The organism is Pseudoalteromonas sp. S3260, assembly GCF_005886925.1.
GTDB lineage: Bacteria > Pseudomonadota > Gammaproteobacteria > Enterobacterales > Alteromonadaceae > Pseudoalteromonas > Pseudoalteromonas tetraodonis.
This window is the reverse complement of the sequence record NZ_PNCV01000108.1, coordinates 1-14,337: the sequence shown is the minus strand read 5'-3', so window position 1 is coordinate 14,337 and position 14,337 is coordinate 1. Positions and strand designations below refer to the sequence as shown.

15 protein-coding genes and 1 tRNA gene are annotated in these 14,337 nt (G+C 40.7%); 12 read left to right on the top strand and 4 right to left on the bottom strand.

Annotation, left to right across the window (positions count from 1 at the left end; genetic code table 11):
• Positions 1-72: 72 nt before the first annotated feature.
• A complete protein-coding gene (locus CWC14_RS15395) occupies positions 73-882 on the bottom strand; it encodes a hypothetical protein (protein ID WP_138563734.1) in 810 nt (269 codons plus the stop codon).
• A gap of 115 nt (positions 883-997) precedes the next feature.
• Between CWC14_RS15395 and CWC14_RS15390 the strand changes: the two genes are divergently transcribed.
• Both CWC14_RS15390 and CWC14_RS15385 read left to right on the top strand, forming a co-directional pair.
• Positions 998-2,149: a serine hydrolase domain-containing protein gene (locus tag CWC14_RS15390; RefSeq protein ID WP_138563732.1), complete on the top strand. Its 1,152-nt coding sequence runs from the start codon at positions 998-1,000 to the stop codon at positions 2,147-2,149.
• Positions 2,149-2,637: a histidine phosphatase family protein gene (locus CWC14_RS15385; protein WP_138563730.1), complete on the top strand. Its 489-nt coding sequence runs from the start codon at positions 2,149-2,151 to the stop codon at positions 2,635-2,637. The genes CWC14_RS15390 and CWC14_RS15385 overlap by 1 nt, the downstream gene beginning before the upstream one ends.
• Before the next feature lie 57 nt (positions 2,638-2,694).
• On the opposite strand, the gene yhbY is transcribed toward CWC14_RS15385, so the two are convergent.
• Complete coding sequence (gene yhbY / locus CWC14_RS15380) at positions 2,695-2,991, bottom strand: ribosome assembly RNA-binding protein YhbY (RefSeq protein ID WP_008112687.1); 297 nt, start codon at positions 2,989-2,991, stop codon at positions 2,695-2,697.
• A gap of 88 nt (positions 2,992-3,079) precedes the next feature.
• Between yhbY and rlmE the strand changes: the two genes are divergently transcribed.
• From rlmE to CWC14_RS15340, 8 genes are all read left to right on the top strand, one after another.
• A complete protein-coding gene (rlmE, locus tag CWC14_RS15375; RefSeq protein WP_013465499.1) occupies positions 3,080-3,709 on the top strand; it encodes a 23S rRNA (uridine(2552)-2'-O)-methyltransferase RlmE in 630 nt (209 codons plus the stop codon).
• A 66-nt stretch (positions 3,710-3,775) separates the two neighbouring features.
• A complete protein-coding gene (ftsH, locus tag CWC14_RS15370; protein WP_138563728.1) occupies positions 3,776-5,719 on the top strand; it encodes an ATP-dependent zinc metalloprotease FtsH in 1,944 nt (647 codons plus the stop codon).
• A 95-nt stretch (positions 5,720-5,814) separates the two neighbouring features.
• Positions 5,815-6,660, top strand: a complete 846-nt coding sequence (gene folP, locus CWC14_RS15365) for a dihydropteroate synthase (RefSeq protein ID WP_013465497.1) — start codon at positions 5,815-5,817, stop codon at positions 6,658-6,660.
• Entirely contained in the window at positions 6,661-8,010 is a 1,350-nt protein-coding gene (gene glmM / locus CWC14_RS15360; protein ID WP_013465496.1) for a phosphoglucosamine mutase, read from the top strand. It abuts the gene before it with no gap.
• 72 nt (positions 8,011-8,082) lie between these two features.
• Positions 8,083-8,832 (top strand): triose-phosphate isomerase, encoded by a 750-nt coding sequence (gene tpiA, locus CWC14_RS15355; RefSeq protein ID WP_036981841.1) that lies wholly within the window; start codon positions 8,083-8,085, stop codon positions 8,830-8,832.
• Position 8,833: 1 nt separating this feature from the next.
• The gene (gene secG, locus CWC14_RS15350) at positions 8,834-9,187 is read left to right on the top strand and encodes a preprotein translocase subunit SecG (protein ID WP_036981843.1); all 354 of its coding nucleotides are present in this window, start codon (positions 8,834-8,836) and stop codon (positions 9,185-9,187) included.
• Positions 9,188-9,265: 78 nt separating this feature from the next.
• A tRNA-Leu gene (locus CWC14_RS15345) sits at positions 9,266-9,350 on the top strand.
• A gap of 301 nt (positions 9,351-9,651) precedes the next feature.
• Positions 9,652-9,834, top strand: a complete 183-nt coding sequence (locus tag CWC14_RS15340; RefSeq protein WP_076923165.1) for a hypothetical protein — start codon at positions 9,652-9,654, stop codon at positions 9,832-9,834.
• Between the two features lie 313 nt (positions 9,835-10,147).
• Here the strand turns inward: CWC14_RS15340 and CWC14_RS15335 are convergent, their stop codons facing one another.
• Positions 10,148-10,513: a hypothetical protein gene (locus CWC14_RS15335; RefSeq protein ID WP_013465487.1), complete on the bottom strand. Its 366-nt coding sequence runs from the start codon at positions 10,511-10,513 to the stop codon at positions 10,148-10,150.
• 49 nt (positions 10,514-10,562) lie between these two features.
• On the opposite strand from CWC14_RS15335, the gene CWC14_RS15330 reads away from it, so the two are divergent.
• Positions 10,563-11,108, top strand: a complete 546-nt coding sequence (locus CWC14_RS15330) for a GNAT family N-acetyltransferase (protein WP_138563726.1) — start codon at positions 10,563-10,565, stop codon at positions 11,106-11,108.
• 109 nt (positions 11,109-11,217) lie between these two features.
• Complete coding sequence (gene ggt / locus CWC14_RS15325; RefSeq protein ID WP_138563724.1) at positions 11,218-12,882, top strand: gamma-glutamyltransferase; 1,665 nt, start codon at positions 11,218-11,220, stop codon at positions 12,880-12,882.
• Between the two features lie 78 nt (positions 12,883-12,960).
• On the opposite strand, the gene CWC14_RS15320 is transcribed toward ggt, so the two are convergent.
• Positions 12,961-14,163, bottom strand: a complete 1,203-nt coding sequence (locus CWC14_RS15320; RefSeq protein WP_138563722.1) for an aromatic amino acid transport family protein — start codon at positions 14,161-14,163, stop codon at positions 12,961-12,963.
• Positions 14,164-14,337 lie beyond the last annotated feature (174 nt).

Below are 14,337 nucleotides of genomic sequence, written 5' to 3'. Positions count from 1 at the left end.
AGGTCAACAGACCCTAGTATATTCTCAAACTCTTGGCTAAATCTGTAAAAAAATGTAGCGGTCGTCCTGCAACTACTGAACTTTAATTTTATCGATAAGTATACTGCTTAAGTAAAATTGCATCATGGGAGTTAACGCGCTGATCTCAGTACGTGTACATGGCCCATTTAATTTAGTTAAACGACTCAGTTTAGTAATGGTTTTATAAGCAGGGGCCGTTACTTCATTTTTAAGTTCAGCACGCTTAAGCCGAGCCTGTTCGGTATTATGTTTATGAATAAACGCAACAACTTCTAACTCGTTAGTGATCTTCTTTTCTTCAGTAAAGCTGTAGATTAGGGGCTCAGGGTGAAAGCTTGCACTATCTATTGATGATTTGGCAAACCACACTACATCTCCCGATGCTTTGTGTGTAAGGCGCATACTAACTTGTGCCAGTATATTTGCGCATTGTTGAGAAGGGAATTGCTGTGCTACTTTCGAAAACAATGAATAAGGTTTTTCTGGCTGCGCTAGGATGTACTTAGCATCATCTATAAACTCAAGGTCAACTTGATGGATAGCTAACGTGTAATCACTGTTATCGGTTGTGGTAACTTTTAGTTGTTTATCGTTAAGTGCTTGGCTAATTTGAGATACTAATGTGTCGGTGACACTTGCACGGTCTACGATCACTCTGACAGTCTGATTTTTTTTAATGTTATGTGCAGGTAACTGCACCGATTTTACTTTCGGTGAAGCATGCTCGGTTTCATATTTAAGTTGGTAAGTTTGACTCTTAAGCAAAGGTTTTGCAGGCATTGCTAAAGGTTCTGCAGGCTGCTTAACTACGGCACAACCTGAAGCTAATACAATAAAAAGTGATACAACTAAAAAACGCATAAATATTTTACATCCACTCAAAAGCCATTAATAGAACATATTGTACGTTAGTCCGAGCAAAAGTTCATGATATTATAGAGGCTGATTATGACTAAAAAAGAAAAATTAGCTAAGAATGAAGTATTTTAACTCCTTACCCTTTTATTTTTTTGCTTTATGTATTTTAGGGACGCATTTACAGGCCAGCGCAAGCACAGATCCTGACTGGGATGCTTTTGTTAAAAATTATGGACGCTACGTAGAAAAAAAACTAAAAGTAAAAAAGATTCCGGGCGGAGCGCTTTCCATCGTCAACGCACAAGCGCGTGACTATATACATACTATGGGGCATACCAAAGTGCGCAGTGGGCAAAAAATTAATCCACACACTCGGTTTCGTTTGGCCTCAGTATCTAAAACGTTTGCAGGGTCGTTAGCGGCAAAACTTGCAAATGAAGAACAACTTAATTTGTATTTTCCTGTTAGTCATTACATTCCTGAATTTAAACAAACCGACTACAAAGATGATTTAAAGGTTTTTCATATTTTAAGCCATTCTAGTGGGCTAGTACCGAATGCATACGATAATTTAATCGAATCGCGAATGGGGTATAGCGATATTGTAGAAAAGCTATTAAGTGTAAAACCCATATGCGAACCCGGTGACTGTTATGGCTATCAAAATGTCATGTTTAGTTTAATTGATGACGTGATTTTAAAAAGCACCAACAAAACTTATACTCAGTGGCTCAATGACGCATTTTTTATCCCTCTAAAAATGAACGATGCAAGCTTAGGCTACGATGCCATGGTGCAAGATAGTAACTACGCACACCCTCATGTGCGTGGGAAAAAGCGTTGGTACAGTGCCCGTTTGAAAAAGAATTATTATAAAGTCGCTCCGGCGGCTGGGGTAAACGCCAGCGCGTCAGATATGGCTATTTGGTTAAATGCACAATTAGGGCAATATCCATCGGTATTATCCTTAGATGCATTGGCCACGCAAACGCGTCCTTATACACATACTAAAAAAGAACGCTACAGACGAGTATGGCGAGAGTACATGAACGAAGCCTACTATGGGCTAGGCTGGCGTGTGTATGATTATGATGATGAGACGCTTTATTACCACAGTGGTTGGGTGCAAGGCTACCGCAGTGACTTAGTGGTTTTTCCGCACTTAAATGTAGGCTTTAGTTTGATTTTAAATGCAGAAACTGGACTCATAAATGAGCTTACAACTGAGTTTATAAATCGCCTATTAGCATATAAACGAGAGAAGCAATAATGAACGCCCACATAAAAACATTGTTAATAGCATTATTACTTATTTGCCAACCCGCCTTTTCTGCCCCTGAACAGGTTTACTTGTTTCGACATAGCGAAAAACAAACAGGGGAAAATCCATTTCTAACTGCCCAAGGCCAAGCGCGTGCTGAGCATTTGGTTTCGTTAGTTAACACCTATCCAAACATAACGTTATTCAGCAGTAACTATAACCGTACCCTAAACACGGCAGCGCCATTAGCCGCGTATTATAATATTAAAGTTATTACCTATGATGCTGCTGAGCTAATGACATTGAAAAAACAATTATTAGCACAAAATGGCGTTGTGGTAGTAATAGGGCATAGTAATACCACACCGCAGTTGGCTTCATTGTTGAGTAACCAAGCTATTGAAAGTATGGATGAGAGTCAGTACGGGCATTATTATTTAGTGAGTAAGCTAGAAAATAATAGTTATGAAGTTAAAACGCTGACAATGGGTTTTTAAGCAGGCATAAAAAAACCAGCAATGGCTGGTTTTTTTGTTTTACCTTTAAATGGCTTATTAGCCACGAGGTAATTGAATTTTTTTCTCAGGGCTTTGACGATAAAGCACAATCGTATGACCGATAGTCTGTAATTTAGTAGCCCCTGTTTCGCGAACAATAGCATCAAAAATAAGCTTTTTGGTTTCACGATCGTCTGTTGGCACCTTCACTTTAATTAATTCGTGAATTTCTAGTGCGCTTTGGATTTCAACTACTACGCCTTCGGTTAAACCGTTAGAACCTAGTAAAACTACAGGCTTAAGGCTATGCGCCTGACCTTTTAAAAACTGCTTTTGTTTGTTTGATAATGTCATGATATTACAAATTTTGCTGAATATGGCTTGAATTAAGGGTATTCTAACGCCATCTAGAGAATATTACTAATTAGTTGCGTGTTAATTTATGACAAATAAAAAACAGTCAGCCAGTTCACAACGTTGGCTTAAAGAACATTTTGATGATAAATATGTTCAAGAAGCGCAAAAAAAAGGCTGGCGCTCTCGAGCTGTTTTCAAATTAGACGAAATCCAAAACAAAGATAAGTTATTGCGCCCAGCGATGACCGTTGTTGATTTAGGCGCAGCCCCAGGGAGTTGGTCACAATACTTAGCTGAAAAAGTGGGTGACAAAGGCCAAGTGGTTGCGTGTGATATTTTACCTATGGACTCTTTAGCGGGCGTTGACTTTTTACAAGGCGATTTTCGTGAAGAAGCGGTACTTGATGCATTGTTAAAACGCATTGATGGTAAAAATGTAGATGTGGTATTGTCTGATATGGCACCTAACATGAGTGGCAATAACTCGGTTGATCAGGCAGGCAGCATGTACTTGGTTGAGCTTGCACTTGATATGTGCAACCAAGTTTTAAAGAAAAATGGCGCGTTTATTGTTAAAGTATTCCAAGGTGAAGGCTTTGATCAATATTTGCAAGATGTACGTAATAGTTTTAAAGCAGTGAAGATACGTAAACCGGATGCCTCGCGTCCCCGTTCTCGGGAAGTATATATAGTAGCGACTGGATACAAACTGTAGTACAGTTGCTTGGCGTTTAGTTGAATTTAAATTAATTGGATACAAGAGGTTAACCCCTTGAGCGATATGGCGAAAAATCTAATACTCTGGCTGGTTATTGCAGTAGTGCTTATGTCAGTATTTCAGAGCTTTAATGGCGGCGATCAAGTTGATCGTCAAACAAGTTACAGTCAATTTGTAAAAGACGCCCGTAGCGGCTCTATACAAGAAGTGTCTATTGAAAGTGGTAGTGGCACAATTACTGGCATAAAAAATAGTGGCGAGCGTTTTCAAACCATTATGCCTATTTATGACAAAGACATTTTGAATGATTTGTTAAAAAGCGATGTGAACGTTAAAGGTGTTAAACCTGAAGAACAATCGTTTTTAGCAAGCATTTTTATTTCTTGGTTCCCTATGATCCTGCTTATTGGTGTGTGGATTTTCTTCATGCGTCAGATGCAAGGTGGCGGTGGCAAAGGCGCCATGTCATTTGGTAAAAGTAAAGCCCGCTTAATGAGTGAAGATCAAGTCAAAACGACCTTTGCTGATGTAGCTGGCTGTGATGAAGCCAAAGACGATGTAACCGAGCTGGTGGACTTTTTACGTGACCCTTCTAAGTTTCAAAAATTAGGCGGTAGTATTCCTAAAGGCGTACTTATGGTCGGTCCTCCAGGTACAGGTAAAACATTACTTGCTAAGGCTGTTGCTGGTGAAGCAAAAGTACCGTTCTTTACTATTTCGGGTTCTGACTTTGTTGAAATGTTTGTAGGTGTAGGTGCATCACGTGTACGTGACATGTTCGAACAAGCTAAAAAAGCAGCTCCTTGTATAATCTTTATCGATGAAATTGATGCGGTAGGGCGTAAACGTGGCGCTGGCATGGGCGGTGGACACGACGAACGTGAGCAAACACTAAACCAAATGCTTGTCGAAATGGATGGTTTTGAAGGTAACGAAGGTATTATCGTGATAGCGGCAACTAACCGCCCTGACGTACTAGACCCTGCATTACTTCGTCCTGGTCGTTTTGACCGTCAAGTAGTGGTTGGCTTGCCTGATATTCGTGGACGTGAGCAAATCCTTAAAGTACATATGCGTAAAGTGCCATTAGGCGATAACGTAGAAGCGGCAGTAATTGCGCGTGGTACGCCTGGCTTCTCTGGTGCTGATTTAGCAAACCTTGTAAACGAAGCTGCACTTTATGCCGCACGTGGTAATAAACGTGTTGTAAGTATGGCTGAATTTGATGCTGCTAAAGATAAAATCATGATGGGTGCTGAGCGCAAGACCATGGTGATGAGTGAGCAAGAGAAAGAAATGACGGCGTATCATGAAGCGGGCCATGCTATTGTTGGCCGTATGGTGCCAGAGCACGACCCAGTTTATAAAGTATCTATTATCCCACGTGGCCGAGCGCTAGGTGTGACTATGTATTTACCAGAACAAGATCGTGTTAGTCACTCTAAAGAGCTTTTAGAATCAATGATTTCAAGTCTTTACGGTGGCCGAATTGCTGAAGCACTTATCTATGGTGAAGACAAAGTAACAACGGGTGCGAGTAACGACATCGAACGTGCTACAGATATTGCACGTAAAATGGTAACGCAGTGGGGCTTGAGTGAAAAACTAGGTCCGTTACTTTACGCTGAAGATCAAAACGAGATGTACATGGGTGGCGGCGGTGGTCGCTCTATGAGCATGTCTGATGAGACGGCGAAAGTAATCGATTCAGAAGTGCGTTTATTCTCAGACCGCAACTATCAACGTGCAGAATCAATATTGAAAGAAAACATTGATATTCTGCATGCAATGAAAGATGCACTAATGAAGTATGAAACCATTGATGCGAAGCAAATTGATGATTTAATGGCTCGTCAGCCTGTACGTGAACCACGTGATGCGCATGATCGTCATGAAGCTAAACCAGAAAAAGAAGATGTTTCTAAAGACAAATCAGTTGATGAAGTACAAAAACCAGCTGATGAATCTAAAAAAGATGAAACAAACCTTGATGATAAAGCTGAATAATCGTTAAAATAACGTATCCAAAAGCCCCGAAGTTCGGGGCTTTTTTGTATCAGTTTGATGTTAATAACCAAAATTATCACATATTAAGGTTAGCAATGAATAATAAAATTAACCTTGCGCGCGGCCGAACGCTTGATTTTGCAGAGCCTGTGATTATGGGGATCGTGAATGTTACCCCTGATTCATTTTCTGATGGCGGTCAGTTCTTAAATACAACTGCCGCGCTGAGTCATGCGATGCAACTACTTGATGATGGTGCGACCATTTTAGATATCGGTGGCGAGTCAACACGCCCAGGCGCACCTGATGTTAGCCTTGAAGATGAGTTAAAGCGTGTTATTCCTATTATTAAAGCTATTCGTGAGCAAAGTGACTGCGTTATTTCAATCGATACCAGTAAAGCCGAGGTGATGCGCCAAGCGATTGAAGCCGGTGCTGATATTGTCAACGACGTACGGGCATTGCAAGAGCCCGGCGCAATCGATGTGGTTGCACAGTTTCCTGAGGTCGCAGTGTGCTTAATGCATATGCAAGGACAACCTCGTAGTATGCAACACGCTCCTCACTATAATGACTTAGCGGGTGAGATAAATGATTTTTTTAGCCAGCGAATAGCCGCATGTGAAGCTGCTGGCATTAAACAAAGCCAGTTAATTTTAGATCCTGGTTTTGGTTTTGGAAAAACACTAAAGCATAATTATCAAATATTGGCTCAATTTAACGATTATGCAAAATTGGGACTTCCTTTGCTCGCGGGATTATCGCGTAAGTCAATGATTGGTAAATTATTAAATAGAGACACAGACGATAGATTGGCAGGCAGTTTAGCTGGAGCACTGATCGCCGCACAAAACGGTGCACACATTATTCGTGTGCATGATGTAAAAGAAACCGCAGATGTGCTTGGCGTATATCAAGCCTGCAAACAAGGAGTACTTTAAATGAAAGAAAGAAAATATTTTGGCACGGACGGTGTGCGTGGTTTAGTAGGTCAAGGTCCTATTAACCCAGAGTTTGCGATGAAATTGGGTTGGGCCGCAGGGCGTGTACTCTCACTTCATGGCACTAAAAAAGTCATTATAGGTAAAGACACTCGTATTTCAGGTTACATGCTGGAGACTGCCCTAGAGGCTGGATTAATTGCAGCAGGTATTGATGTTATTCTTTTAGGGCCCATGCCAACGCCTGCAGTTGCTTATTTAGCGCAAACGTTTCGCGCTGAAGCGGGGATAGTGATCAGCGCATCACATAATCCTTATTATGATAACGGCATTAAGTTTTTCAATGGCCAAGGTTTAAAGTTAGATGATGAGGTAGAGCTACAAATTGAAGCGATGCTTGACGAGCCTATGACCTGTGTTGCTTCTGACAAGTTAGGTAAAGCAACACGTTTATCTAGCGCTGATGGCCGTTATATTGAATTTTGTAAAAGCCAGTTTCCACAAGGGTTATCCCTTGAAGGAATTAAAATTGTTTTAGATTGTGCTAATGGTGCTACATACCATATTGCTCCTTCTGTAATGCGAGAGCTTGGTGCAGAGGTGATCACCCATGCATGTGAGCCAAACGGTGTAAACATTAACCATGAATGTGGCGCAACCCATGTTGACACATTAAAGCGTAAAGTACTTGAACACAAAGCTGATGTCGGTATCGCCTATGATGGCGACGGCGACCGTGTGATGATGGTTGATCATAATGGCCGCGTATTCGACGGTGATGATTTGGTTTATATTATTGCTTGCCAAGCTGCACAAGATGACAATTTAGGCGGTGGTGTTGTTGGCACGGTTATGTCGAATATGGGACTTGAAAATGCGTTAAAAGCAAAAAACATTGCTTTTGCTCGCAGTAAAGTCGGTGATCGTTATGTGATGGAACTGCTGCAGCAAAAAGGCTGGAAAATTGGCGGTGAAAGCTCAGGGCATGTGTTGAATCTAGATTTAATCAGCACGGGTGATGGCATCATCTCAAGCTTACAAGTACTTGCGGCTATGGTAGCACAAAACCGTACACTTCAAGACTTAGGAGCCGGTTTTACTAAGTACCCAATGAAAATGATTAACGTACGTTACACTGCCGGTACTGATCCGACCCAAGCTCCAGAGGTGCTTGCCGCAGTTGCTGAAGTAGAGCAAAGCTTAGCAGATAAAGGGCGCGTATTACTGCGTAAATCAGGCACTGAGCCTGTAGTACGAGTAATGGTTGAAGCTGAGCAAGAAAAAATAGTAATAGATAGTGCACAGAAAATAGCAGCGGTTGTCGAATCTATGAGCAAACAAACTGATTGATAACAATAACCTCTTGTAACTTTGGGCGAGTCGAGTTAATATCTCGCCCGCTTTCTAATGTGGAGTGGAAAAATGGCAGCACGCAAAGCGATGGTCGCAGGCAACTGGAAAATGAATGGTTCATTAGAACTCGTTCAACAACTGTCTGATGCTATTAACGATGTTAAATCTTCTGAAGTAAACATTGTTTTATTTCCTCCGTTTCCTCTAGTCCCAGCAATGATTGCAAGTGGTGTAACAACAGGCACGCAAACAGTGTCTGAGAATACCCCAGGTGCGTTTACTGGTGAAGTAGATGCAGAGCTAATTAAGCAGCTAGGTGCGAAATATGTACTGGTTGGTCACTCTGAACGACGCAGTATATATAAAGAAAGCAATGATACCGTTGCTGCAAAATTTGCTCGCGCGCAACAAGTAGGTCTAACGCCTATTTTATGTGTTGGCGAAAGCGAAACAGAGCAAGAAAGCGGTCAAACAGAACAAGTAGTTGCTGCGCAGATTGACGCAGTAATTAATAAATTAGGTGTAGCAGCACTAAAAGAATCTGTGATAGCATATGAGCCCGTTTGGGCTATAGGCACAGGTAAGACTGCATCGCCTGAACAGGCACAAAGTGTTCACAAATTTATCCGTGACAAAATTGCTGAACTAGATAGCGATTTAGCACAAGGGCTAACCATCTTATATGGTGGTAGCGTTAATGAAAAAAATAGCGAATTATTATTTGCGCAAACAGATATAGACGGCGGCCTAATTGGAGGCGCAAGTTTAAAAGCAGAATCATTTACTGCTATCTGCAATAGTGCAAAAGGGACCGTATAAGATGTACGAAATTTTATTAGTAGTGTATTTAATTGTAGCTTTAGCGCTTGTTGGTATGGTTTTGATCCAACAAGGTAAAGGTGCGGACATGGGGTCATCATTTGGTGCCGGCGCATCGTCTACAGTTTTCGGTTCTTCTGGGGCTGGAAATTTCATGACGAAAACAACAACGGTACTAGCTACAATCTTTTTTGTGCTTAGTATTGTGTTAGGTAACCTAACTGCCGGTCAAATTAAAAAGACTGACGAATGGGAAAACCTAGAAGCGGCTCCAGCTGTTGAAACAGTGACTCCAATTGAAGAAGATGTGCCAGTAACATCAACTAAAGAGCAAAGCTCTGACGTACCAAATTAATTTAGTTTTAAATCGTTAAGTTGTTTATTTCCCTCAAATAAACATGCTGACTTAGCACTAAGCAATAGCTTAAAAAATGCGGATGTGGTGGAATTGGTAGACACGCTACCTTGAGGGGGTAGTGCTTTCGGGCGTGGGGGTTCAAGTCCCCCCATCCGCACCAAATACAAAAACCAGTAACAGCAATGTCACTGGTTTTTTTGTGCCTAAAATTTAAAATATTAAACAACTCTTTTAGGAGTAATGTTGATCATTGAGTAGAACACTCTATATTTCAGTTGTTAGTGTTTACGAACGAATGTTACGATATTTAACTTTATGTATAAAAAGCGTCTAAAGTTAAAAATAAAGTTAACATTTCTGCATCTTAAGCCGATAATCACTATTGATAATTAAACGGAGTAAATGAATATAGCTTCAGGTTTCTCTTTTAAAAACCTCAGCATAAGTAAGAAATTCATGCTATGACCAGCATCGCTGTATTCGCATTTTTAGTAATTGTTTTAATCAATTACTTTGCAATGAATGATAATAGGGCTGCACTTGATGAAATGGAAAAGCTTTCCTATCAAGTTGTTAAGCTTACTTCTGCTAATGTTAGCCTGTCGGAAAACTCGATGAGCTGTATACGCAGCCGTTACATTTGACGAGCAAGAGTTAATAGAGAAAGCTGTTAATATATACAACACATAAATCAGCAACATAAGTGCGGTTGAGCAAATAAACGCTTCGTATATTCATAGTGACACAAAAGTTCAGTTAGCATATTACGAAAAAATATCATCAAATATTGCAAACGGTATGGTAAATGCAGGTCAGTCTAAAGCGCAATGTATTGAACTTGAACCACAATTGCAATAACTGATGACTTTACTATTCAGAGATTACCAAGGTCTATTTACTTTAAAAGTAAAACAAAAAAGGTAAGCCATGGCTTACCTTTTTTATGGTTAAAAATAATTAACCTTCTTTATGTTCTTTACGTGCCTGCTCAATTTCTGCGGCAATTTCACGTGCTTTTTGCTTGGTTTTTTCAGTCAGCTCGCCAGCCGCTTCTTTGCTTTTAATCCATGCATCAACAGCTACTTCTTTGCCGTCATCGTACATGTCTAAGCCCATTTCTTTACTCTCTTCAAGTAGCTCATTTAATGATTCATCATTTTTAAGCTCATTGGTTTTTTCCTTTACTTCATTCCAAGTTTCATCAAGCTTTTCTTTCACTTGAGCGCTTGTTTCTTTTGCATCTTGTTTTACTTCGTTGGCATCTTCACAGCCAGTTAACGTAATTAAAGTGCCTAATAAAGCTAAACCTGCTAATTTCTTCATTTACTATCTCCTTTAGAGAAAATTATATTTCAGGGGTAACTATATAACAATGAAAATGAACATAGCTGTAACAACACGATTAAGTTTTAAATTAATGGACGAACATGATTGGCCGCAATTATACGAGCTCGATCAAGACCCAGCCGTTATGCAGTATTTAACACAAGGTAAACCCACTTCGCTTGAAGAGATAAAAACAGTCAGTATTCCCAGAATGCTTGCTTATCGTGACGAGCAACAAGGGTGGGGGTTATGGCAAGTAACTCTGCGTGAAAGTAATACTTTTATTGGCTGGGTGCTTGTTCGGCCGATGGGCTTTTTTTCAGATACGCCTGATTTTAGTGATATTGAAGTGGGCTGGCGGTTTAAGCAAGCGAGTTGGGGCAAAGGGTATGCTATTGAAGCGGCAGGCGCTATTTGTTCAGAGCTTGAAAAACAACGCCAAGTAAAGGCAATTAGCGCTACAGCACTGACCTCAAATGTTGGCTCAATTAATGTTATGAAAAAACTCGGTATGCAGCTTAAACATTATTATATTCATACAGAGGATGGCTCAAACTTAACTGCTGCGCTTTATTCAAAGCCCTGCAGTTGAGCTAAAACTTCCTAAGCTTTAAAAATGTAGCGTCTAAATATTGACCTAGCATTTGTTACTATGCATTAATGTTTGCCATCAATGTATAAAAATAACCTAAGGATATGGGATGGGATCACTTTTTTCACCACGCAAGCTAATTATTAGCAGTGTCTTAATAATACAAGTAGGCTTTTTTAATGTAGCGGCTAAACAAAGTGCGGTGGCGATGCCCGACACATTTAGTGCCCACGCTGCAAAAGCCGTGTTAGAGCAAGGTGGTAACGCGGTTGATGCCGCTATTGCTGCTCAGTTTGTATTAGCCGTTACGCTCCCCGAAGCGGGTAATATTGGTGGCGGTGGGTTTATGCTTATCCATAAAGATGGAAAAGGTGATTTTATAGATTACCGCGAAACCGCGCCCAGTGCCGCGCATCGTGATATGTATTTAGATGAGCAGGGGCAAGTAATTGAAAATAAATCTATTTACGGCATACACGCTAGTGGCGTGCCTGGCAGTGTCGCAGGAATGTGGTTAGCCCATAAAAAGCATGGTACGTTACCGTGGAAAGCGTTAGTGCAACCTGCGGTAATATTAGCAGAGCAGGGCTTTGTTGTGCCTGAAAAGTTGGCTCAGCTGATTGAGGACTATATAGCGCATCTAAATAATAAAAACATTAAAGTAAATTTTGCCAGTTATTTTGCAAGCGCTACATCAGGTAAGCTTTTTAAACAACCTGAGCTAGCTGCCACACTCAAACGCATTCGCGATAATGGCCAAGATGGCTTTTATCAAGGTGAAACCGCAACGATCATCGCAAACTTTATGAAGCAACATGGCGGTATTATTACTCAAGACGATTTAAAAAATTACCGCGCAAAGTCTCGTACTCCTATAAAAGCTAACTGGAACGGCTATCAAGTGCTTACTTCACCGCCACCAAGTTCAGGCGGCATTGCTATATTGCAATGGCTGAAAATGTATGAGCTTAAAAAACCAACGCCTGCACAACAACATAATTCAGTAGGGTATGTGCATTTATTGGCTGAAATAGGTAAGCGAGTATTTGCCGATAGAGCAGAGTACTTAGGCGATCCTGATTTTTACCAAGTACCTACAGCAAAACTACTTGCAGAAAATTATCTTAAAAACCGTAGTAGCAGTATAGATTTAAAGGCTATTTCAACCACCGAAAACATTAAACCCGGTTTAAAAGAAAGCGAGCAAACCACTCACTTTTCCATTGTCGATAACATGGGTAACGCTGTAGCTAATACCACCACCATTAATTTAGGCTTTGGTAGTGGTGTGGTGGTAGAAGGCGCAGGCTTTATTTTAAACGATGAAATGGATGACTTTAGCGCTAAACCCGGGGTTATGAATGTATTTGGTGCCATTGGCGGCAAAGCAAATGAAATTCAGCCGCATAAACGTATGCTCAGCTCTATGACCCCCACTATTTTACTCAGTAATAATCAGGTGAAAATGGTAACAGGGTCGCCAGGTGGCACTACTATTATTAGCTCGGTGTATCAATCAATACTCAACGCGATTGAATTTAATATGAGCGCCGATGATGTGGTAAATAGCCCGCGTTTTCATCATCAGTTATGGCCAAAAAATGTGATCAGAGCACATGCCGGCTTGGAGCCATCAGTAAAACAACAGTTGATAAAAATGGGTTACACAGTGGACGAACGCCACTTTGGTGATATGCATGTGATTATTAATCATAATGGCAAATTAGATGCGGCGTCAGAGCAAAGCGGTAGAGGAAAAGCAATCGTGTTTTAACATTAGCGTTTGCATGGCAATCCCCCCAAACTCTTGTTTGGGGGGGATTGCCAATAGAGTATTACTTATTATTGGGTATTAACCTATTGCAGGTATTAGCCCTGCCATTTGCAGGCATTGCGCACTAATAATTGAAATACCACACAAAGCGGCTATGGCTAAACCAATATTACCGCTTCGTACTTTATAACCGCTTTTTTCAACGCCTTGACGCTGTTTGTACACCATACTCACCGGCAAAAATACAGCCAATATCACCAATGCAATAGCGGCATAACCTAATGCCATAATAAACCCTTGCGGATAAAATAAGGCAAACCCAAGAGGAGGAACAAAAGTAATAAGTGCGGTTTTAATTCTATCTGTGCCCGTATCTGCTTTTTTGAATGTGTCGGCAAAAAAGTCAAATAACCCCAAGCTTACCCCTAAAAATGACGTTGCCAGCGCTAAGTCGGCAAAGAGTTTTACCGCAGTAGAAACATTGGCGTTATTGGCAATATTGGCCACACTGGCTACAAACCCGCTTAAGCCTTCGCTTTGTAGTAATTGATCTTGGCTCATTATGCCTTGGCTTAATACTTGCCAAAAAATATAAATAACCAGCGGTAAAGAGGCGCCTGCAATCATAACTTTGCGCAAGGTTTTTATGTCAAGTCCGACATATTTAACAATAGAAGGAATAGAGCCATGAAAGCCAAAAGAGGTAAATACCACTGGAATAGCCGACAGTATTAGCCCTTGCTCAACAGGCATTTCCAATAAGTGTTGGCCATGTACATAAGGTGTTAACATATAAAACAAGCTAGCTAAAACCACTATTTTTATACTAAACAGCACTCGATTGAGCTTATCAACTTTACTAGTGCCCAAAGTCACCACGCTTGCAATCAATACGGCTAAAATAACGGAGCCTAATTGAGGAGCAATACTAAGATTAAACCCATTATTAATGCGCTCTTGTAGCTGAGCACCGCCACCGGCTATGTAAGCAGCGCACAGTGCATAAAATAAAAATATCATCGAAAAGTTAGCCACATACTGGCCACGTTTACCAAGCCAAAGCTTAGCCAGTGTATTTAAGGTGGCGTCGCGAGGAGCGTATTGATGTAGTTCCAACATAAGCAAAGCGGTGTAGGTCATTAGTAACCAACACCCTACAATTAACACCATTGCAGTATTAAATCCCAGTCCCGCAGAGGCAATGGGGAGGGCAAGCATACCTGCACCTATGGTGGTTCCTGCAACAATTAACATGCTACCTATTGTTTTATTTTTAAGCACTTAATGATCCTGATCAAACGTGAGAGACACGCAAGATATAACTAGTTGTGTAAAACTTAAATAGTTTTGTCATAAAAGAGACAAAATAAAATGTAATCTTCTATTTACAACTGTATTAAAAAAGCCAAAATCATCAAAAAAAGGAAATTTAACTTATTAGGGTCTGTTGACCTT

What these genes read in the sequence shown, in the direction of transcription:
- CWC14_RS15395 (WP_138563734.1), bottom strand. Translation starts at nt 882, where the DNA reads ATGCGTTTTTTAGTTGTATCACTTTTTATTGTATTAGCTTCAGGTTGT.
- CWC14_RS15390 (WP_138563732.1), top strand. Translation starts at nt 998, where the DNA reads ATGAAGTATTTTAACTCCTTACCCTTTTATTTTTTTGCTTTATGTATT.
- CWC14_RS15385 (WP_138563730.1), top strand. Translation starts at nt 2,149, where the DNA reads ATGAACGCCCACATAAAAACATTGTTAATAGCATTATTACTTATTTGC.
- yhbY (WP_008112687.1), bottom strand. Translation starts at nt 2,991, where the DNA reads ATGACATTATCAAACAAACAAAAGCAGTTTTTAAAAGGTCAGGCGCAT.
- rlmE (WP_013465499.1), top strand. Translation starts at nt 3,080, where the DNA reads ATGACAAATAAAAAACAGTCAGCCAGTTCACAACGTTGGCTTAAAGAA.
- ftsH (WP_138563728.1), top strand. Translation starts at nt 3,776, where the DNA reads ATGGCGAAAAATCTAATACTCTGGCTGGTTATTGCAGTAGTGCTTATG.
- folP (WP_013465497.1), top strand. Translation starts at nt 5,815, where the DNA reads ATGAATAATAAAATTAACCTTGCGCGCGGCCGAACGCTTGATTTTGCA.
- glmM (WP_013465496.1), top strand. Translation starts at nt 6,661, where the DNA reads ATGAAAGAAAGAAAATATTTTGGCACGGACGGTGTGCGTGGTTTAGTA.
- tpiA (WP_036981841.1), top strand. Translation starts at nt 8,083, where the DNA reads ATGGCAGCACGCAAAGCGATGGTCGCAGGCAACTGGAAAATGAATGGT.
- secG (WP_036981843.1), top strand. Translation starts at nt 8,834, where the DNA reads ATGTACGAAATTTTATTAGTAGTGTATTTAATTGTAGCTTTAGCGCTT.
- CWC14_RS15340 (WP_076923165.1), top strand. Translation starts at nt 9,652, where the DNA reads ATGACCAGCATCGCTGTATTCGCATTTTTAGTAATTGTTTTAATCAAT.
- CWC14_RS15335 (WP_013465487.1), bottom strand. Translation starts at nt 10,513, where the DNA reads ATGAAGAAATTAGCAGGTTTAGCTTTATTAGGCACTTTAATTACGTTA.
- CWC14_RS15330 (WP_138563726.1), top strand. Translation starts at nt 10,563, where the DNA reads ATGAAAATGAACATAGCTGTAACAACACGATTAAGTTTTAAATTAATG.
- ggt (WP_138563724.1), top strand. Translation starts at nt 11,218, where the DNA reads ATGGGATCACTTTTTTCACCACGCAAGCTAATTATTAGCAGTGTCTTA.